16 protein-coding genes are annotated in these 19,339 nt (G+C 69.3%); 11 read left to right on the top strand and 5 right to left on the bottom strand.

Annotated features, from left to right (window positions below; translation table 11 throughout):
* Window positions 1-137: 137 nt before the first annotated feature.
* From ACI766_RS27090 to ACI766_RS27080, 3 genes are read right to left on the bottom strand one after another with little or no spacing between them, the layout of a single operon-like run.
* On the bottom strand, window positions 138-950 hold the full coding sequence (locus ACI766_RS27090) for an aldo/keto reductase (protein ID WP_003114541.1): 813 nt from the start codon (window positions 948-950) through the stop codon (window positions 138-140).
* On the bottom strand, window positions 947-2,122 hold the full coding sequence (locus tag ACI766_RS27085) for an NAD(P)/FAD-dependent oxidoreductase (protein WP_003109889.1): 1,176 nt from the start codon (window positions 2,120-2,122) through the stop codon (window positions 947-949). Before ACI766_RS27085 ends, ACI766_RS27090 begins: the two co-directional genes overlap by 4 nt.
* 60 nt (window positions 2,123-2,182) lie before the next feature.
* Complete coding sequence (locus ACI766_RS27080) at window positions 2,183-2,515, bottom strand: DMT family transporter (RefSeq protein ID WP_003095735.1); 333 nt, start codon at window positions 2,513-2,515, stop codon at window positions 2,183-2,185.
* An 84-nt stretch (window positions 2,516-2,599) separates the two neighbouring features.
* Between ACI766_RS27080 and ACI766_RS27075 the strand changes: the two genes are divergently transcribed.
* Both ACI766_RS27075 and waaA read left to right on the top strand, forming a co-directional pair.
* A complete protein-coding gene (locus ACI766_RS27075; protein WP_003114539.1) occupies window positions 2,600-3,484 on the top strand; it encodes a LysR family transcriptional regulator in 885 nt (294 codons plus the stop codon).
* A gap of 35 nt (window positions 3,485-3,519) precedes the next feature.
* Complete coding sequence (gene waaA / locus ACI766_RS27070) at window positions 3,520-4,797, top strand: lipid IV(A) 3-deoxy-D-manno-octulosonic acid transferase (RefSeq protein WP_023086703.1); 1,278 nt, start codon at window positions 3,520-3,522, stop codon at window positions 4,795-4,797.
* 48 nt (window positions 4,798-4,845) lie between these two features.
* On the opposite strand, the gene ACI766_RS27065 is transcribed toward waaA, so the two are convergent.
* Together ACI766_RS27065 and ACI766_RS27060 are read right to left on the bottom strand one after the other, a co-directional pair.
* Complete coding sequence (locus tag ACI766_RS27065; RefSeq protein WP_003095727.1) at window positions 4,846-5,445, bottom strand: helix-turn-helix domain-containing protein; 600 nt, start codon at window positions 5,443-5,445, stop codon at window positions 4,846-4,848.
* Between the two features lie 77 nt (window positions 5,446-5,522).
* Entirely contained in the window at window positions 5,523-7,469 is a 1,947-nt protein-coding gene (locus tag ACI766_RS27060; protein WP_023122403.1) for an FAD-dependent oxidoreductase, read from the bottom strand.
* Window positions 7,470-7,642: 173 nt separating this feature from the next.
* On the opposite strand from ACI766_RS27060, the gene ACI766_RS27055 reads away from it, so the two are divergent.
* The 9 genes from ACI766_RS27055 (at window position 7,643) to ACI766_RS27015 (ending at window position 19,323) form a co-directional block, all read left to right on the top strand.
* Entirely contained in the window at window positions 7,643-8,734 is a 1,092-nt protein-coding gene (locus ACI766_RS27055) for an ABC transporter substrate-binding protein (RefSeq protein ID WP_023122402.1), read from the top strand.
* A 76-nt stretch (window positions 8,735-8,810) separates the two neighbouring features.
* Window positions 8,811-9,458, top strand: a complete 648-nt coding sequence (locus tag ACI766_RS27050) for a TetR family transcriptional regulator C-terminal domain-containing protein (protein WP_003114535.1) — start codon at window positions 8,811-8,813, stop codon at window positions 9,456-9,458.
* Between the two features lie 117 nt (window positions 9,459-9,575).
* Window positions 9,576-10,310 carry a two-component system response regulator AruR gene (gene aruR, locus ACI766_RS27045; protein ID WP_003095718.1) on the top strand — a complete coding sequence of 245 codons (735 nt, stop codon included), beginning with the start codon at window positions 9,576-9,578 and terminating at the stop codon, window positions 10,308-10,310.
* Between the two features lie 3 nt (window positions 10,311-10,313).
* Window positions 10,314-11,090, top strand: coding sequence for a substrate-binding periplasmic protein (locus tag ACI766_RS27040; RefSeq protein ID WP_003114534.1), 777 nt, complete (start codon window positions 10,314-10,316; stop codon window positions 11,088-11,090).
* A complete protein-coding gene (locus ACI766_RS27035; protein WP_016253973.1) occupies window positions 11,087-13,339 on the top strand; it encodes an ATP-binding protein in 2,253 nt (750 codons plus the stop codon). The genes ACI766_RS27040 and ACI766_RS27035 overlap by 4 nt, the downstream gene beginning before the upstream one ends.
* Window positions 13,340-13,522: 183 nt before the next feature.
* Window positions 13,523-14,935 (top strand): amino acid permease, encoded by a 1,413-nt coding sequence (locus tag ACI766_RS27030; protein WP_003116157.1) that lies wholly within the window; start codon window positions 13,523-13,525, stop codon window positions 14,933-14,935.
* Window positions 14,936-15,193: 258 nt separating this feature from the next.
* Window positions 15,194-15,985, top strand: a complete 792-nt coding sequence (locus tag ACI766_RS27025) for an enoyl-CoA hydratase/isomerase family protein (protein WP_012614620.1) — start codon at window positions 15,194-15,196, stop codon at window positions 15,983-15,985.
* Between the two features lie 20 nt (window positions 15,986-16,005).
* The gene (locus tag ACI766_RS27020) at window positions 16,006-17,166 is read left to right on the top strand and encodes an acyl-CoA dehydrogenase family protein (RefSeq protein WP_003095708.1); all 1,161 of its coding nucleotides are present in this window, start codon (window positions 16,006-16,008) and stop codon (window positions 17,164-17,166) included.
* Window positions 17,167-17,232: 66 nt separating this feature from the next.
* Entirely contained in the window at window positions 17,233-19,323 is a 2,091-nt protein-coding gene (locus tag ACI766_RS27015; RefSeq protein WP_003114528.1) for an acetate--CoA ligase family protein, read from the top strand.
* Window positions 19,324-19,339: the final 16 nt, after the last annotated feature.

The raw sequence follows: 19,339 nt of genomic DNA, 5'->3' as shown, positions 1-19,339 counted from the left end.
GCGGGACGGAGGCTCACGTTCGATGCACCGGCCACCGGAGGCGAGGGCGGCAGGCAGGATACGGCTCGTTCGGGAGGAACATGGCAGCGGAATGCACCGCGGGTGTCAACCCGCGGATGTTGCAGCCGATGTATGGTTCAGGCCTTTTTCAGGGCTTGCGCGGCCATCGCGACATTATGGGCCAGGTGCAGCGGATTGATGGTGCCGACGATGGCGGCGGCGACGCCCGGCTGGTCGAAGACCAGTTCGAAGCTGGCACGCACCGGGTCCTGTCCGGCGCCCAGGCAGGCATGCCCGCTGGCCAGCGCCTTCTTCACCAGGATGCCCTTGGCATGGGCCGCGGCGTACTCGATGACCGGGCGCTCGGCGCGCTCGTTCAGGTTGTAGGTGACCATCGCGCAATCGCCCTCGCGCAGGGCGCGCAGGCCACCTTCGACGGTCTTGCCGGAGAGTCCGTAGGCGCCGATCAGGCCCTCGCGCTTGAGCGCGGCGAGAGTCGGGTAGACCTCGCTGTTCTCGAGGATATCCAGGTCGTTGCCATCGGAATGCACCAGCACCAGCTCGATCCGGTCAGTCTCCAGGCGCTTCAGGCTGCGCTCGACGGAGCGCCGGGTATGCGCGGCGGAGAAGTCGAAGACTGACTGGCCGTCGACGAACTCTTCGCCGACCTTGCTGACGATCACCCAATGTTCGCGCTGGCCGCGCAGCAGCGGGCCGAGGCGTTCCTCGCTGCGGCCGTAGGCCGGGGCGGTGTCGATCAGGTTGATGCCGAGGTCGCGGGCCAGGGCCAGCAGGTCGGCGGCTTCGCGGTCGTCGGGGATGGTGAAGCCGGAAGGGTACTTCACTCCCTGGTCGCGGCCGAACTTGACGGTGCCCAGGCCCAGCGGCGAAACGGCCAGGCCGGTGTCGCCCAGCGGGCGGTGCAGGTCGTGGAGGGTATCCCTGATCATGCGAAGGCTACCTCCCAGGCCGGTTCGGCGAGCGGCGGACGCGGCAGTTGCGGCAGCGCGGCATGTTCGCTGGGGCGGATGCCGTCTTCTTCCAGGCGGGCGCAGACCCGGTCGGCGAAGTCAGGGGCCAGCGCCAGCTTGGTCGGCCAGCCGACCAGCAGGCGTCCCTGTTCGGCGAGGAAGGCGTTGTCCGGACGCAACAGGTTGGACTGTGCCGGCTCGGCGCGATCCACCCGCAAGGTGGCCCACTGCGCCTGGCCGAGGTCGATCCAGGGCAGCAGCTTTGCCAGTTCGCGACGCGCTTCGGCGATCTGCGCGGCTTCGTCGCGGGCCACGCCATCGGCTTCGGCGATGTCGCCGCCGAGGTACCAGACCGACTGGCCGTCGCGGGTCGGATGGGTGGTCACGGTGATTCGTGGCTTCGGCCCGGCCCCCAGGCAGTGGGCGTACAGCGGTTTCAGGGTCGCCGCCTTGACCATCACCATGTGCAGCGGCCGCCGCTGCATGGCCGGTTGTTCCAGGCCCAGTTCGCGGAGCAGCGCCTCGTTGCCGGCACCGGCGCTGAGCACCACGCGCTGGGCACGGATCTCCCGGCCGTCGACGCACAGGCCGGCCAGTTCCCGGCCTTCGCGCAGCGGTTCGATGCGCTCGCCGGCGAGCAGGCTGTCGCCGGCCAGTTCCGCCAGGCGGCGAATCAGGTCGGGGACGTCGAAGACGATTTCCGTGAGGCGGTAGGCCTTGCCCTTGAACCCCTTGTCGCGCAGCGCCGGAGGCAAATCCTCGCCCTTGGCCTGCTCGACCCGACTGCGCACAGCCTTGCTGGCGAAGAAGCTGGTAAGGCTGCCGGCCAGGCCGCCCGGCGACCACAGGTAGTGCGCCTCGGAAAGCAGGCGCACGCCCCGCAGGTCGAGTTCGCCGTCGCTGCCGAGACAGGCGCGCCAGCGCCGCGGCATGTCGGCGATGGCTTCGGAGGCGCCGGTCAGGGCACCATGCAGGGCGTACTTGGCGCCGCCGTGGATGATCCCCTGCGACTTCACGCTCTGTCCGCCACCGAGGCTGGCGCTTTCCACCAGCACGGTGGCGTAGCCGGCCCGGCGCAAGCGGGCGTTCAGCCAGAGGCCGGCGATACCGCCGCCAACGATGAGGATGTCGGTGGAAAGGGCTTGGGGCATGGGGCTGCCTTATCGGGAACGGAAAGGGCGCAGTATACAACCTGCGCCCGCGACGGTCGTTCAGTGCCCCGAAGCGCGGGAGAACAACTGGATCACCAGCACGCCGGCGATGATCAGGCCGATGCCGAGGAGGGCGGCGGGGTCCAGGCGCTGGCCGTAGACGAACATCGCCACCAGGCTGACCAGGACGATGCCGAGCCCGGACCAGATGGCGTAGACCACGCCGACCGGCAGGGTGCGCATGACCAGCACGAGCATGCTGAAGGCGAGCACGTAGCCGCCCACCACCAGCAGCAACGGCAGTGGCTTGCTGAATCCGGCGACGGCTTTCAGCGAGGTGGTGGCGACCACTTCGGCGGCGATGGCGATGGCGAGGTAGAGATAGTTGGTCATGGTGGGGTCCTCCGGAAACTGCGGCCATTCTAGGGAGCCGGCGGATGGGATAAAGTCGTTACCTATCTGTATTGGAGATAGGTTATGCAGTGGAACCTGGAGCAGATCCGCCTGTTCGTCAGCGTCGCCGAGCGCCAGTCGTTCTCTGCCGCCGCCCGCGAACTGAAGCGGGTGCAATCGGCGGTGAGCAACGGCATCGCGCTGCTGGAGGCGGACCTCGGCGTCACCCTGTTCGAACGCAGCAGCGGACGCCAGCCGCGCCTGACCGACGAGGGCCGGGTGCTGCTGGCGGAGGCGCGCGAGGTGCTGCGCCAGTGCGAGCGCCTGCAGGGGCGCGCGCTGGGGCTGGCGCGCGGCGAGGAGCCGCGGCTGCGCCTGGCCCAGGACGAGGCGATGCCCTACCAGCCGGTGCTGGACAGCCTGGAAGCGCTGGCGCAGCGCTTTCCCAGTCTGGAGGTGCAGGTGTCCAGCGGCGGCCAGGGTGACGTCACCCGTCGTTTGCTCGAGGAGCAGGCTGACCTCGGCCTGCTGTTCCACCATGAGCGCATGCCTGAGTCGCTGGAGCGGCGGCGCCTCGGCAGCGTCGAGATGGTCACGGTGTGCGGTGCCGGCCACCCGCTGGCCGGGCTGCAACGGGTCAGTCGCCGCGAGCTGGCACAGCACCGGCAACTTTTGATCGTGCCCCAGCAGAGCGGCTATCCGGGCGGCGAGCAGATCAGCCCGCAGGTCTGGCGGCTGGACAGCTTCTATTCCATGGCCGAGCTGCTGATGCGCAACCTCGGCTGGGCCTGGCTACCGCGGCACGTGGTGCAGTACCCCACCTACGACCGGCTGATGGTGGAGCTGACCAGCGACTGGACGCCGCCGGCGCTGGTGGTCGAACTGGTCTGGCGGCGCAACGAGGTGCTCGGCCCGGCGGCGGCCTGGCTCGGCGAAACCTTCACCCGCCACCTGCGCGCCATCGGCTGAGCCGGTCGGCGGGAGTTTTGCTAAGCTGCGCGCCCATGAACCGTACCCTCTATACCCTGCTGTTCCACCTCGGCTTGCCGCTGGTGGCGTTGCGCCTGTGGTGGCGCGCGCGCCAGGCGCCGGCCTATGCCAAGCGCATCGGCGAGCGTTTTTCCCTGTCCTTGCCCGAGGTGCCGCCCGGCGGCATCTGGGTGCACGCCGTCTCGGTGGGCGAGAGCATCGCCGCCGCGCCGATGGTGCGGGCGCTGCTGGAGCGCCATCCGCAGCTGCCGGTCACCGTCACCTGCATGACCCCGACCGGCTCGGAGCGCATCCGCGCATTGTTCGGCGAGCAGGTCCGGCACTGCTACCTGCCCTACGACCTGCCCTGGGCGGCGGCGCGCTTCCTCGACCGGGTGCGGCCGCGCCTGGCGGTGATCATGGAAACCGAGCTGTGGCCCAACCATATCCATGCCTGCGCCGTGCGCGGGATCCCGGTGGCGCTGGCCAATGCGCGCCTGTCCGAGCGCTCGGCGCGTGGCTACGCGCGCTTCGCCGGGCTGACCCGGCCGATGCTCGCCGAGCTGTCCTGGATCGCCGTGCAGACCGAGGCCGAGGCCGAGCGCTTCCGTCGTCTCGGCGCGCGTCCTGAGTGCATCAGCGTGACCGGCTCGATCAAGTTCGACCTGCGCATCGACCCGCAGCTGCCGCTGGCCGCTGCCGCCCTGCGCGAGGAATGGGACGCGACGGCGCGACCGCTGTGGATCGCCGCCAGCACCCATGCCGGCGAGGACGAGATCGTCCTGGCAGCCCACCGGCGCCTGCTGGAAACGCGTCCCGACGCGTTGCTGATCCTGGTGCCGCGCCATCCGGAACGCTTCGCCGGCGTCCACGAGCTATGCCGCCGCGAAGGCTTCGCCACGGTCCGGCGCTCCGGCGGCGAGCCGGTGGCACGCGCGACCCAGGTGCTGCTCGGCGATACCATGGGCGAGCTGCTGTTCCTCTATGCCCTGGCCGACATCGCTTTCGTCGGCGGCAGCCTGGTGCCCAACGGCGGGCACAACCTGCTGGAGCCGGCGGCCCTGGGCAAGCCGGTGTTCGCCGGTCCGCACCTGTTCAACTTCCTCGACATCGCCGCGCAATTGCGCGACGCCGGGGCGCTGCTCGAGGTGACGGATGCCGGCGAGCTGTGCGACGGCCTCGCGCGCCTGTGGGCGCAGCCGGAGGTCGCGACGGCCATGGCCACTGCCGGAGAGAAGGTGCTGCGCAACAACCAGGGCGCCCTGGAGCGGCTGCTGGCGGGGTTGGCGCGGTTGCTCGGGCGCGGCGGGTAGAGCTCGCCCCGTCGGCCCTCCCCTGGCCCTGCATCGCGACAGGGCGTTTCAGAACGTCGGCGGGGTGATCACCCAGAGCACCAGGGTATCGCTGTCGCCCGGGTTGCCGTAGCGATGCGGTTCCTGGCTGGAGTAGCTGAAGCTGTCGCCCTCGCGGAGCTGGAAATGGCGGTCGCCGACCCAGAGTTCGAAGATTCCGCTGAGGATGTAGCCGGCTTCCTCGCCCTCATGGCTGTAGCTCTGCTGGCTGTAGGTGCCCGGCGGGAAACGCGAGTGGAGGATCTCCAACTGGCGGCTGGGCTGCGGGGTGAGCAGTTCGTCGATGATGCCGTCTTCGTAATGCACGCTCATGCGCGTGTTGCGCCGCACCACATAGCCGGCGTCCGCCGGGTCCACCGCGGCCTCGCTGGCGAAGAACCACTGGATGGTCACGCCGAGGCTGCGGGCGATGTTGAACAGCGCCGGAATCGACGGATACGCCAGGTTGCGTTCCAACTGGCTGATGTAGCCGGCGGTGAGTTCGCTCTGTGCGGCCAGCTCGGCCAGGGTCAGGCCGCGGCGCTTGCGCAGGCCGCGGATGCGGGTGCCGAGGAAGTGCGTTTCGCTGCGCGGCGTGTCGGTGGCGTCCGGCGGTGACGGGCGGGGCATGCGGCGGGGTCCTGGCTGCGTTTGCGGCATTCTAGGGGCTGGGCCGGGACCCGTCGAGGGAGCCGCGGCCGCGCCGCTCAGATGCTCCAGGCGGCCTTGAGCCCTTCGTAGATCGCCTCCTCGGCGGTGCGGGGGGCCAGGCAGTCGCCGATCCGCAACACCTCCGCCAGGCCGTGCAGGCTGTCGGCCAGGCGGTCCACCGGCTGGTGGCCCTGGCATAGCACCAGGGTATCGACCTCCTCGAACAGCATCGCCTCGCCGCTGGCGCTGTGCTGCATGTACACCGTGGTATCGTCGCAGCCGTACAGGCGGGCGTAGGGCGTGACCGGGATACCCAGGCGGTGCAGCTCGCCGGCCAACTGGTCGCGCACATACAGCGGCAGGCTCTCGCCGCAGTGGGTGCCGTTCACCGCCAGGCGCACCTGGTGGCCCTCGCGTACAAGCTTTTCCGCGATACCGGGGCCGATCCAGTCGCCCCGCCAGTCGGTGACCAGCACCGAACGACCGACCCGCACCTCGCCGCGCAGCACCTGCCAGGCATCCACCACCTGTAGCTCGCCGCCGCGCTCGAAAGGCGGCCAGTAGGGTTCGGCGCCGGTAGCGACGATCACCAGGTCCGGCCGTTCGCGCTCCACCAGCGCGCGGTCGACCGGCGTGTTGCGGCGTACCTCGACGCCGGCCAGTTGCATCTCCCGTTGCAGGTTGGTGGAGGCGCCGCCGAATTCCGCGCGGCGCGGCAGCAGTTGCGCCAGGTTGACCTGGCCGCCGAGCTGGGCGCCGGCCTCGCAGAGCACTACCTCGTGTCCGCGCTGTGCCGCCACCGCCGCCGCCTTCATCCCCGCCGGGCCGCCGCCGGCGACCAGCACGCGCTTGCGCCGCGAGGCCGGATTGGGCGTTGCGTAGGTCAGCTCGCGGCCGGTTTCCGGGTGCTGGATGCAGGAGATCGGATAGCCTCGGTGGAAATGTCCGATGCAGGCCTGGTTGCAGGCGATGCAGGCGCGCACGTCGTCGCTGCGCCCGGCCTCGGCCTTGTTCGGCATCTGCGGGTCGCAGATCAGCGCGCGGGTCATGCCGCAGACGTCGGCCTGGCCTCGGGCGAGGATGGCCTCGGCCTCCTGGGGCTGGTTGATGCGCCCGGTGACGAACAGCGGGATCGCCAGGCGCGCCTTGAAGGTACCGGCTTCGCGGGCCAGGTAGGCCGGCTCGATGGCCATCGGCGGGACGATATGGATGGCGCCGCCGAGGGAGGCCGAAGTGCCGGCGACGATGTGCAGGTAGTCCAGCTCGCCCTGGACCGCCTCGGCCGCCTGCAGCGACTCGCTTTCGCTGAGACCCTCGGGGTCGCGCTCGTCGGCGGACAGGCGCAGGCCGACGATGAAGTCCTCGGAGGTGGCCGCGCGCACCGCCGCCAGCACTTCGCGGAGGAAACGCAGGCGGGCATCGAGGTCGCCGTTGTAGCCATCCGTGCGGCGGTTCACCCGCGGGTTGAGGAATTGCGCCGGCAGGTAGCCGTGGCTGGCGACCACCTCCACCCCGTCCAGTCCAGCCTGGTGCAGGCGGCGCGCGGCGGCGGCGTAGCCGGCGACGATCTCGTCGATCAGCGGCTGGTCGAGTTCGCGCGGCATCACCCGGAACCGTTCGTTGGGCGAGGCCGAGGCGGAATAGGCCACCGCCAGCAGGCCGTCGGCGGACTCCATGATCTCGCGCCCGGGATGGAAGATCTGCGACAGCACCACACAGCCTTCGGCGTGGCAGGCCTCGGCGACCCGCCGGTAGCCGGGGATGCAGGCATCGTCGGTGGCCATCAGCACGTGCGAGGTGTAGCGCGCGCTGTCGTGGACCCCCGCCACCTGCATGACGATCAGTCCGGCGCCGCCGCGGGCCCGGGCGCGGTGATAGGCGACGAGTGGCTCGTTGACCAGGTTGTCGGTAAGCATCGACGTGTCGTGGCCGCTCGACATGATGCGGTTTTTCAGGCGTTTGCCCCGGATTTCCAGGGGGCTGAACAGGTGCGGGAAATTCACGGTTGGCGTCCTTCTTGTTGTTCTCGCGGCGCGCTTCAGAAACAGGATATGAATTTACCATCAGTAAAAAATCAACTTGTTTTTTTAAAATCGACTGGATAGTTTCTGTCCCGTGGCCGCTTCCCGGCGGCTCGCTGCGATCCACTCCACAACAAGAACAAGAGGAGACGCACATGAACCGTTCCTTTCCGTTGCGCCGCGCGGCCAGCGCCCGTCCGCACCCGGTTTTTCCTTGCCGCGTCCTGCTCGGCGCCGTCCTGCTGGCGTTCGGCGGCCTCGCGCCGGTCCAGGCCGATGATGGCCTGGTGGTGGTCGGCTACGGCGGCGCCGGACAGAAGGCCCAGGAGGTGGCGTTCTTCCAGCCGTTCACGCAGCAGACCGGGATTCCCGTAGTGCAGAGCGAGTACAACGGCGAGATGGCCCGGATCAAGGTGATGGCCGATACCGGTCACGCCGACTGGGACCTGGTCCAGGTCGAGGGGCCGGATCTGGCGCGCGGTTGCGACGACGGCCTGTTCGAGCGTCTGGACTGGCAGGCCATCGGCGGCAAGCAGCAGTTGATCGCCAATGCCGCCCAGGAATGCGGTTCCGCCGCGCTGGTCTGGGGCGTGGCGATCGGCTACGACGCCGACCGGCTGCAACAGCCGCCGGCGTCCTGGGCCGACTTCTGGGACGTCCAGCGCTTCCCCGGCAAGCGCGGCCTGCGCAAGCGGGCGATCTACAACCTGGAGTTCGCCCTGCTCGCCGACGGCGTGCCACGCGAGCAGGTCTATCCGCTGCTGGCGACCCGCGCCGGTGCCGACCGTGCCTTCGCCAAGCTGGGCCAGCTCAAGCCCTACATCCAGTGGTGGGAGGCGGGAGCGCAGCCGGCGCAGTGGCTGGCCGCCGGCGACGTGGTGATGACGTCCACCTACACCGGGCGCATCGCCGACGCCCACCGCGCGAGGCGCAACCTGGCCCTGGTATGGCCGGGCAGCCTGTACGGCATGGACTACTGGGCGGTGGTCAAGGGTTCGAAGCGCGGCGCCGAGGCGCGTCGCTTCATCGCCTTCGCCAATGCCCCGGATGCCCAGGTGCGCTACGTCGAGAACATTCCCTACGGGCCGACCAACCGCCAGGCCGCCCAGCGCCTGCCCGCGCAACTGGCGAGCTGGGTGCCGACCGCGCCGGCGAACCTGGAGCAGGGCCTGGCGATGGACGACGAATTCTGGGTCGAGCACGGCGAGGAGCTGGAGGAGCGCTTCAACGCCTGGGCCAGCCAGTGAGACGGGCGCCACGTAACCTGCGATCATCGGGGCTGCCCGCCGGTGGTCGCGGGCGACGAGCAGGAGCCGCGAAAGGATGAACCAGGAAGTGCGCTTTTCCCGTCTGGAGCCAGAGCAGCGCAAGGCGCTGCTGATCGAGGCGACCCTGGCCTGCCTGAAGCGGCATGGCTTCCAGGGCGCCTCGGTGCGCAAGATCTGCGCCGAGGCCGGGGTATCGGTGGGCCTGATCAATCACCACTACGATGGTAAGGACGCGCTGGTGGCCGAGGCCTACCTGGCGGTCACCGGACGCGTCATGCGCCTGCTCCGCGGTGCCATCGACACCGCGCCGGGCGGCGCCCGCCCGCGGCTCTCGGCGTTCTTCGAGGCATCCTTCTCCGCCGAGCTGCTCGATCCGCAATTGCTCGACGCCTGGCTGGCGTTCTGGGGTGCGGTGGGCAGCATCGAAGCGATCGGGCGGGTCCACGACCATTCCTATGGCGAGTACCGGGCGCTGCTGGTCGGCGTGCTGCGGCAACTGGCGGAGGAGGGCGGCTGGGCGGACTTCGACGCGGAACTGGCGGCCATCAGCCTCAGCGCCCTGCTCGACGGGCTGTGGCTGGAGTCTGGGCTGAATCCCGCGACCTTCACGCCGCGGCAGGGCGTGCAGATTTGCGAGGCCTGGGTGGATGGTCTGGAGGCGGGCGCCCATCGCCGCTTCCGGCGTGCGATGGAAGCTTGTTGATCGTTCGTTCAGTAGTGGATAGGCTGCTGCTGGCAGCGGAAGGCGCCCCGGCCCCTTCCGCCCACCGTCCGACAACCCAGAACAAGAAACGCCCCGGCCCGCCGGAGGCGCAAGGTGATGGCGATGGTTCCGCGCGTATTGGTGGTCGACGACGACCCGGTGATTCGTGAGCTTCTCCAGGCCTATCTCGGCGAGGAGGGCTATGACGTCCTCTGCGCCGGCAACGCCGAGCAGGCGGAAGCCTGCCTTGCCGAGTGCGCCCATCTCGGCCAGCCGGTCGAGCTGGTGCTGCTGGACATCCGCCTGCCCGGCAAGGACGGCCTGACCCTGACCCGCGAGCTGCGGGTGCGCTCCGAGGTGGGGATCATCCTGATCACCGGGCGCAACGACGAGATCGATCGCATCGTCGGCCTGGAGTGCGGCGCCGACGATTACGTGATCAAGCCGCTGAACCCGCGCGAACTGGTGTCGCGGGCGAAGAACCTGATCCGCCGGGTGCGCCATGCCCAGGCCAGCGCCGGCCCCGCCCGGCAGGCCCTCAGGCAGTTCGGCGACTGGCTGCTGGACGCCGACCGGCGCCGCCTGATCGACCACGCGGGCAACGAAACCCTGCTCACCCATGGCGAATTCCAATTGCTCGGCGCTTTCCTGCGCAACAGCGGGCATACCCTGAGCCGCGACCAGTTGATGGACCAGATCCGCAACCGCGAGTGGCTGCCCAGCGATCGCTCCATCGACGTGCTGGTCGGCCGCCTGCGTCGCAAGCTGCGCGACGACCCGGCCGAACCGCAACTGATCATCACCATCCACGGCGCCGGCTACCTGTTCACCGCCGCGGCCAGCGACGCCTGAGCCATGCAGGCCTGCTGGCTGGCGCTCTGCGGATGGCTGCTGGGCGGCCTGGCACAGGCTGCGGAGACCATCCGCTATTGCGACTATCCGGTATACCCGCCGATCTCCTGGAGCGACGGCCAGCAGGTCCGGGGGCTGGCGCCGGAGCTGGTGAAGCGGCTGTTCGGCGCGCTGGGCTACCGGGTCGAGGTGGTGGTGCTGGGCAACTGGCGGCGCTGCCTGCTCGACGCCGCCGCCGGACGGGTCGACCTGATACTGGCCTACCGCACGCCCGCGCGCGATCGCGACCTGGCGTTTTCCGCCGAGCCGGTGCTGCGCGAGGAGGTGGCGATCTTCTACAACCGCCAGCGGCCGGTGCGCATCCAATCCCTCGGCGACCTCGCCGGCTATCGCGGCGGGCTGTTGTTCGGCGAAAGCTACGGGGCGGACTTCGACCGCTTCGTCGGCCGCCACGGCAACGTCGAATGGGTTTCCGACAGCCGACAGAACTTCGGCAAGCTGGTGCGCCAGCGCATCGACTACATCGCCCACGAACGGCGCACCGGCACGCTGTTCGCCGAGCGCCTGGCCGGCGGCGAGAACATCCGTGCGCTGCCCGAACCGCTGACGGTGGACTACCTGCGGGTGGCGGTCTCGCGGCACTCGCCGCTGGCGGCGAAGATGGACGAGATCGACCGGGCCCTGCGTGGCTATCGCGACGACGGCAGCATCCAGCGTTGGCTGGACGACAGCGTGCGCGACTATCGGCGCCTTGCCGGCAACCGCGCGGACGCCTGGTGAGCGGCCACGGCGGAGTGTTGGCGCGGCGCCTGCTGTGGCGGGTGCTGCTGTTCAGCCTGTGTTTCACCGTCCTCGCCGGCGCCGTGCAGCTGTTCTTCGAATACCGCCGCGAAATGCGCGAGATCGAGGCGCGCCTGGAACTGATCCGCAGCGGCTACCTGGCCAGCTTCGAGCGCAGCCTGTGGGATCTCAACCAGGAGCAGTTGAACGTGCAGTTGCGCGGCCTCGGGGATTTCCCCGACATCGCCCGTGTCAGCCTGCAAAGCGCCGACTTCAACCTGTTGCAGGGCGACCAGCGTCCACGCGGCATGCTGCGGGTCGAGCGCTTTCCCTTGAGCTACCAGCCGCCGGGGGGCGAGCGTCGGCAACTGGGCGAGCTGGAGATCGCCATCGACCTGGCGGCGGTCTATCGCCGGCTGGTTTCCGGCGGCCTGGCCAGCCTCTTGTGGATGGGCAGTTTCCTTTGCGGCCTGGCGGTGGCCCTCAGTTGGCTGTTCCACAGCCTGGTCACTCGCCATCTGTGGCGCATGTCCGAGTTCGCCGGGCATATCGCCGAAGGCGACCTGCAACAGCCGCTGCGACTGGACAAGGTGGACCGCGAGCGCGATGAGATCGACGCCGTCGCCGCCGCCCTGGAAGACATGCGCCAGGCCCTGCGCACCGACCGCCGCCGGCGCGATGCCGATCGCGACGAGTTGCGCCGACAGGTCGAGCGACGCACCGCCAGCCTGCGTCGGGCGAAGGACCAGGCGGAAGCCGCCGACCGCGCGAAGAGCCGTTTCCTCGCGACCATGAGCCATGAGATCCGTACCCCGCTGAACGGCATCCTGGGCATGGCCGAGCTGCTGCGCGAGGCATCGCTCGGCGAGCGTGACCGCCAGCGCCTGCGGGCACTGGCGACAGCGGGGGAGGGACTGCTGGCGATCCTCAACGAGGTCCTCCACTTCGCCCGGCTGGAGGAAGCGCCGGATGTGCCGGAAGCGGTGGACTTTTCCTTGCGAAGCCTGCTCGAGGATGTCCTCACCCTGCTCGAACCGCGGGCGCGGGAGAACGCCACGCGGCTGGACCTGTGGCTGGACCCGCAGGTTCATGACGGCCATCGCGGCGCCGAGCAGTTCCTGCGCCAGGTGTTGACCAACCTGCTGGGCAACGCGGTGAAGTTCACCGAGGCCGGCGAGGTGCGCGTTCGCGTCGAGCGGCTGGTGCGCAGCGCAGGAAGCGAGCGACTGCGGCTGAGCGTCGCGGACGATGGAATCGGCATTCCCGAGGAAATGCGCGAACGCATCTTCGAACGCTTCACCCAGGGCGGCGACGCCGTGACCCGCCGTTACGGCGGAACCGGCCTGGGCCTGGCGATCAGCAAGCGGCTGGTGGAAGCGCTGGGCGGGCGGATCGGCGTGGAAAGCCGGGTCGGCCAGGGCAGCACGTTCTGGTTCGAGATCGAGCTGGCGCTGGCGAGCTTGTCCGGCGCGACGCCGCCGGCGGCATCGGTGTCTGCGCTGGAGGTGCTGCTGGTGGAGGACGTGGCGCTCAACCGCGAGGTGGCCCAGGGCCTGCTCGAGCGGGACGGCCACCGGGTGATGCTGGCCGAGGACGCGGGGCCGGCCCTGGCGTTGTGCCGGCAGCGGCGCTTCGACCTGATCCTGCTGGACATGCACCTGCCGGGGATGGCTGGCCTCGAGCTTTGCGCCGGGATTCGCCGGCAGCTCGACGGCCTGAACCGCGCCACGCCGATCTTCGCCTTCACCGCCAGCATCCAGCCGGACATGGTGCGTCGGTACTTCGCCGCGGGTATGCAGGGCGTGCTCGGCAAGCCCCTGCGGATGGACGAGCTGCGCCGCGCGCTGGGCGAGGTCGGCACCAGCGTGCCTGCGCTTGCGGTGGACGCCGCGCTGGACCGGCAAATGCTCGAGACCCACCGCCGCCTGCTGGGGCGGCACAAGCTCGCCGGACTGCTGGGCAACCTGCTGGGAAGCCTGGACGAGCAGTTGCCGCTGCTGGCCGAAGCCCTGGACCAGGCGGACCTGGCCGAGGCGGCGAACATCGCCCATCGCCTGTCCGGAAGCTGCCACTCCATGGGCCTGGTGGCGCTCGGCGCCGGCCTGGGCGAGCTGGAGCGCGAGGCCCTGGGCGCGGCCGGGGTCGACCCGCGAGCCTGGGGCGCACGCCTGGGTAGCCTGCGCCGCGACGGCGCCGAAGCCCTGCGCCGCGCCGGCTTCCTCGGCGAAGCCGACTCAGCGGCCGGTTGAGCGGCGCGGCGAACAACTTCCTTACAGCTTTTTACATCTTCGATCCGCGCGTTCAACGGCGTCTTACATCCGCCGCCAATAATCCGCTCATCCGTGCGCAAGACACGGCCTCTGACAGAGTGGAGACAAGAATAATGAGCCATCTCGAAGACCCCTGCGCGTACCCTCATCCGGAGGTGCGCCATGGCTGACGGCAAGGAAAGGCTGCAACTCACCCGGGCCCTGGCGAGCCGCCACATCTTCATGCTGTCCCTCGGCGGGGTGATCGGCACCGGGCTGTTCATGGGCTCCGGCGTGACCATCAACCAGGGCGGCCCGGCCGGCGCGGTGCTGGCCTACCTGGTGGCCGGGGTGCTGATGTACCTGGTGATGGTCTGCCTCGGCGAGCTGTCGGTGCAGATGCCGGTCTCCGGTTCGTTCCAGGCTCACGCGACGCGTTTCATCGGCCCGGCGACTGGCTTCATGATCGGCTGGGTCTACTGGATGAGCTGGGCCTCCACGGTAGGCCTGGAATTCACCGCGGCCGGGATGCTCATGACCCGCTGGTTCCCGGAGGTGCCCGTGTGGCTATGGTCGGGTTTCTTCGTGGTCGTGCTGTTCTCCCTCAATGCCCTGGCGACCCGCGCCTTCGGCGAGGCCGAGTACTGGTTCGCCGGGATCAAGGTGGCGGCGATCCTGGTGTTCATCGTGGTCGGGGGGCTGGTGATCTTCGGCGGTATCGAACTGAAGAGCGGTGCGCCGGCGCCTATGTTCTCCAACCTGGTCGGCGAGCGGCTGTTCCCCAACGGCCTGTCGGCGGTGTTCGCGGTGATGATGACGGTGGTCTATGCCTTCCAGGGTTGCGAGATCATGGGCGTCGCCGCCGGCGAGACCGAGCGACCGGAGAAGAGCATCCCGCGGGCGGTGCGCAACGTGGTGTTCCGCGTACTGATCTTCTACGTGCTGGCCATCGTCGTGCTTTCCGCCATCATTCCCTGGCAACAGGCCGGGCTGATGGAAAGCCCGTTCGTGCAGGTGTTCGACATGGTCGGGATTCCCTACGCGGCGGACCTGATGAACTTCGTCATCCTCACCGCCATCCTCTCGGTAGGCAACTCGGGCCTGTACGCCTCGACGCGGATCCTCTGGGCGATGTCCAGGACCGGCATGGCCCCGCGCGGCCTGTCGAAGCTCAGCGCGCGCGGCGTGCCGCTCTACGCGTTGCTGATCACCCTGTGCTTCGCCCTGCTCTCGTTGCTGACCAGCGTGGTCGCCGCCGACACCCTGTTCATGGTGCTGATGGCGGTGAGCGGGATGTCCGGCACCGTCACCTGGATCGTCATCGCCTACGCCCAATACCGCTTCCGCCGCGAGTACATGGCCAGCGGCGGCACGGTCGCCGAGCTGAAATATGCCGCGCCGCTGTTCCCGCTGGTGCCGTTGGCCTGCATCGCCGTGTGCTGCTCGCTGTTCGTCTTCCTCGCCCTCGATCCCACCCAGCGGCCGTCCTTGTACTGGGGCTTCGGCTTCATCGCCGCCTGCTACCTGGCCTATTACGTGGTTCGTCGCCGGCAGCCGCAGGGACTGGGCGACCCCGCCCTGGGACGGGCCGGCTGAACGGCCATTCGCAGGACCCGACGCCCGCCGCATCCGGCGGGCGTTTTCGTTTTCGCCTGGTTGGTTTGTTCGAAGTTGTAACAGCCGGCTCGCGCGGGCCTTCGCCGCTTTTCGTCGGATCGCATGGCGTGTGGCTTTGCGCCTGCCGCAGGGCCGTTACATACACCCGAATGGGTGGATTGTGGTCTTGTTGAACGAGTGTTTAGTATTGTCTGAAAGCCGCGATCGCCATCAACCAACAATAAGAACGAGGGCCGCATGACTGACCTTTCCCCATTGCAGACTCGGGTCGAAGCCGGGATCGCCTGGCTCGTCCTGAATCGTCCGCAACAGCGCAATGCACTGGATATCCCCACCCTGGAGGCCCTGCACGTCCGACTCGATGCCTGCGAGCGCGACCCGGCAGTGCGCGCCGTGGTCCTCGGCGGCAGCGGACGCAGCTTCTGCGCCGGGGCCGATCTCGCCGAATGGGCGGCGGCTGAAGCCCGTGGCGAGCTGGAAAGCTATGGATGGACCGAGGCCGCCCACGCCCTGATGGGGCGCCTGCACGCCCTCGACAAACCCACAGTCGCCGCCGTCAACGGCAGCGCCGTGGGCGCTGGCATGGACCTGGCGCTGTGCTGCGATTTCCGCATCGCCGCCGCCTCGGCGCGCTTCAAGGCCGGCTACACCGGCATGGCCTACTGCCCGGACGCCGGCGCCAGTTGGCATCTGCCACGGCTGCTTGGCAGCGAGGCGGCCAAGCGCCTGCTGTTCCTCGACGAAGCCTGGAGCGCGGAGCGCGCCCTGGGCGCCGGACTGGTCGGCGAGGTGGTCGCCGACGAGCGCCTGGTTGAGACGGTCGTCGCCTTCGCTGCGCGTCTCGCCAGCGGCCCGACCTTCGCCTTCTCCCAGACCAAGCGCCTGCTGCGCGACGGCGCCGGGCGCTCGCTGGCCGAGCAGTTGCGTGCCGAGCAGGCCGCCGGGCTGCTCTGCGGGCGCAGCGAGGATGCCGCCGAGGCGCTGCGCGCCGTGGCCGAGAAACGTTCCCCTCAATTCAGCGGGCGCTAGGCGCCGAGCAGGTGATTCCCATGGATTTCAGGCTGACCCAGGAACAGGACATGCTGGTCGAGGCGGTGCGCAGCTTCGTCGAGAAGGAACTGCTGCCCCACGAGGACGATGTCGACCGCGCCGACGCGGTGTCGCCGGAGCTGGCCGCACAGATTCGCGGCAAGGCCCTCGCCGCCGGTTTCTATGCCTTCAACATGCCCGAGGAAGTGGGTGGCGGCGGCCTCGACTACCTGTCCCAGGCGCTGGTCGAACGCGAGCTGTCGAAGGTCTCCTGGGCCCTCCACGTATTCGTCGCGCGGCCCTCGAAGATCCTCATGGCCTGCACCGGAGAACAGCTCGGCGACTACCTGTTGCCCTGCGTGCAGGGCGAAAAGACCGATTGCTTCGCCCTCACCGAGCCGGGCGCCGGCTCCGACGCCAATTCGATCAAGACCCGCGCGGTGCGCGACGGCGACGCCTTCGTGATCAACGGTAGCAAGCACTTCATCAGCCACGCCGGGCACGCCGACTTCGCCATCGTCTTCGCCGTCACCGACAGCTACGAGCACAACGGCCGCAAGCGCAACGCGGTGACCGCCTTCCTGGTGGACAAGGGCACGCCCGGGATGACCGTGCGCCGCGGGCCGAAATGCGTGAGCAACCGTGGCTACCACACCTACGAGATCTTCTTCGACGATTGCCGGGTGCCGGCCTCCAAGGTGCTCGGCGAGGTCGGCAAGGGCTGGGAAGTGGCCAACGCCTGGCTCACCGCCGGACGGGTGATGGTCGCCGCCAACTGCGTCGGCCAGGCCCAGCGCGCCCTCGACCTGTCGCTGCGCTGGGCGGCCGATCGCAAGCAGTTCGGCCAGCCGATCGGCAGCTACCAGGGCGTTTCCTTCAAGCTCGCCGACATGGCCACGCAGATCCGTGCCGCCGAGCTGATGACCCTGCACACCGCCTGGAAGATGGACCAGGGCACCATGACCGACGGCGAGGCCGGCATGGCCAAGCTGTTCGCCAGCGAGACCCTCGGCAAGGTCGCCGACGAAGCGGTGCAGATCTTCGGCGGCATGGGCCTGATGGATGAAGGACCGGTCGAGCGCATCTGGCGCAACGCGCGGATCGAACGGATCTGGGAGGGCACTTCGGAAATCCAGCGGCACATCGTTTCCCGCGAACTGCTGCGGCCGTTGCTGCGTTGAAGTCCTGGCTCCCCTCTTCCTCCAGGGGAGAGGGGAAGGCTGCCATGTTCCGAATCGAGAACCGACATGAATCGTGAAAACCTCAAGCGCCTGCTGGCACCCAGGCATCTCGCCTTCATTGGCGGCCGTGGCATGGCGCGTGCCCTGAAACGCTGTGCCGAAGGCGGTTTCGCCGGCCAGTTGTGGCTGGTCAATCCGCAGCACGCCGAACTCGAAGGCGTACCCTGCGTGGCCAGCGTCGCCGACCTGCCGTGCGGCCCGGACGCGGCGTTCGTCGCCACCAACCGCGAACTGACCCTCGACGCGGTCGCCGCGCTCGCCGCCAAAGGCGCCGGCGGGGCGATCTGCTATGCCTCCGGCTTCGCCGAAACCGGCGAACAGGGCCTGGCCGTGCAACGCCGGCTGCTGGCCGCCGCCGGCGAAATGGCGCTGCTCGGCCCGAACTGCTACGGCTTGCTCGACTACCTGCACGGCGCCGCGCTATGGCCGGTGGCACATGGCGGTCGGCAGGTGGAGCGGGGCGTCGCGGTGCTGACGCAGAGTGGCAACTTCGCCTACAACCTGTCGATGAGCGACCGTTCGCTGCCGGTGGCCTATATGGCATCGGTGGGCAACCAGGCGCAGCTGGGCATCGCCGAGCTGATGGACGTGCTGCTCGACGAGCCGCGGGTGACTGCCATCGGCCTGCATCTGGAAGGGCTGAAGAACGTCCCGGGGTTCGCCCGCGCGGCCTACAAGGCGTTGCAGAAAGGCGTGCCGGTGATCGCCCTGAAGACCGGGGTGTCGAAGATCGGCGCGGCCCTTGCGCTCAGCCACACCAGTTCCCTGGCCGGTTCCGACGCGCTCTACGACAGCCTGTTCGAGCGCCTCGGGGTGATCCGCGTGAGCGGCCCGGTGAGCTTCGTCGAAACCCTCAAGGCCGCCGCCTGCGGCCACCTGCCTGGCGGGCCGAGCCTGGTCGCGCTGGCCTGTTCCGGCGGCGACGCCGGGTTGATCGCCGATTACGCCGAGCGCAACGGCCTGGGGTTGCCGTCTTTCGACGCCGGACAGCGCGACGAACTGGCCGGGGTGCTGCCCGACTACGCCAACATCGCCAACCCGCTGGACTTCACCACCGCCATCTGGGGCGATGCCGCGGCCCTGGAGGAAATGCTCGACAGCGCTTTGCGCAGCCCTGCCGACGCCGCCCTGCTGGTGCTCGACTATCCGGGCGAGGAAACCGGCGAGCGGCCGCAGTGCGACCTGCTTCTGCAACGCTACTGCGCCGCGCTGAAGCGCCACGGCAAAGTCGGCTTCATCGCCTCGGCGTTCCCGGAACTGCTGCCGGCCCGGGCCCGCGAGCTGTTGCACGGCGAGGGCGTCGCCGCGCTGCAGGGCGTCGAGGATGGTCTCGCCGCCTGGGGACGGATCGCCCGCTACCGCCAGCGCCGCGCGGCGCTGCTGGAGCGCGGTGAGGCGGCGTTGGTGCCGATCTGCCCAGGGCCGCTGGCGGGCGACGGCTACCTGCTCGACGAGTGGCAATCCAAGCAGGCGCTGAAACCCTTCGGCCTGCCACTGCCCCAGGGGGTGCTGAGCACCCCCGGCCAGGCCCGCGAAGCGGCCCTCGACCTCGGCTTCCCGCTGGTGCTCAAGGCGGTCAGCGCCGCACTGCCGCACAAGACCGAGGCCGGTGGCGTGGCGCTCGGCCTGCGCAACGAGGCGGCGTTGGAGGCGGCATTGTTCGACATGCGCGAAAGCCTGGCCCGGCACGCGCCGCAACTGGTCTTCGAGCGTGTGTTATTGGAGCGCATGGCTGGCGCGCCGCTGGCCGAGCTGATCGTCGGGGTCAAGCGCGAGGAGGGCTTCGGCCTGGCATTGGTGATCGGTGCCGGCGGGATACTCGTGGAGCTGCTGCGCGACAGTCGCAGCCTGCTCCTGCCAACCACCGACGCGGCGATCCGCGATGCCCTGCTGAGCCTGCGCAGCGCGCCGTTGCTCAGCGGCTTCCGCGGTCGCCCGGCAGTGTGCATGGAGGCCCTGGTGGCGGCGATCCGCGCGGTCGCCGAATTCGCCTGCGAACATGCCGAGCGCTTGCTGGAGCTGGACGTCAATCCGTTGCTGGCGGATGCCGAGGGAGCGCTGGCGGTGGATGCGTTGATCCGGCTCGCCAATGGCTGAAGGCCGGGGGGACACG

The organism is Pseudomonas sp. DL (genome assembly GCF_047199225.1).
In the GTDB taxonomy this organism is placed as follows: Bacteria; Pseudomonadota; Gammaproteobacteria; order Pseudomonadales; family Pseudomonadaceae; genus Pseudomonas; species Pseudomonas aeruginosa.
The sequence above is the reverse complement of the archived record's forward strand: the minus strand, read 5'-3'. Positions and strand labels throughout refer to the sequence as shown.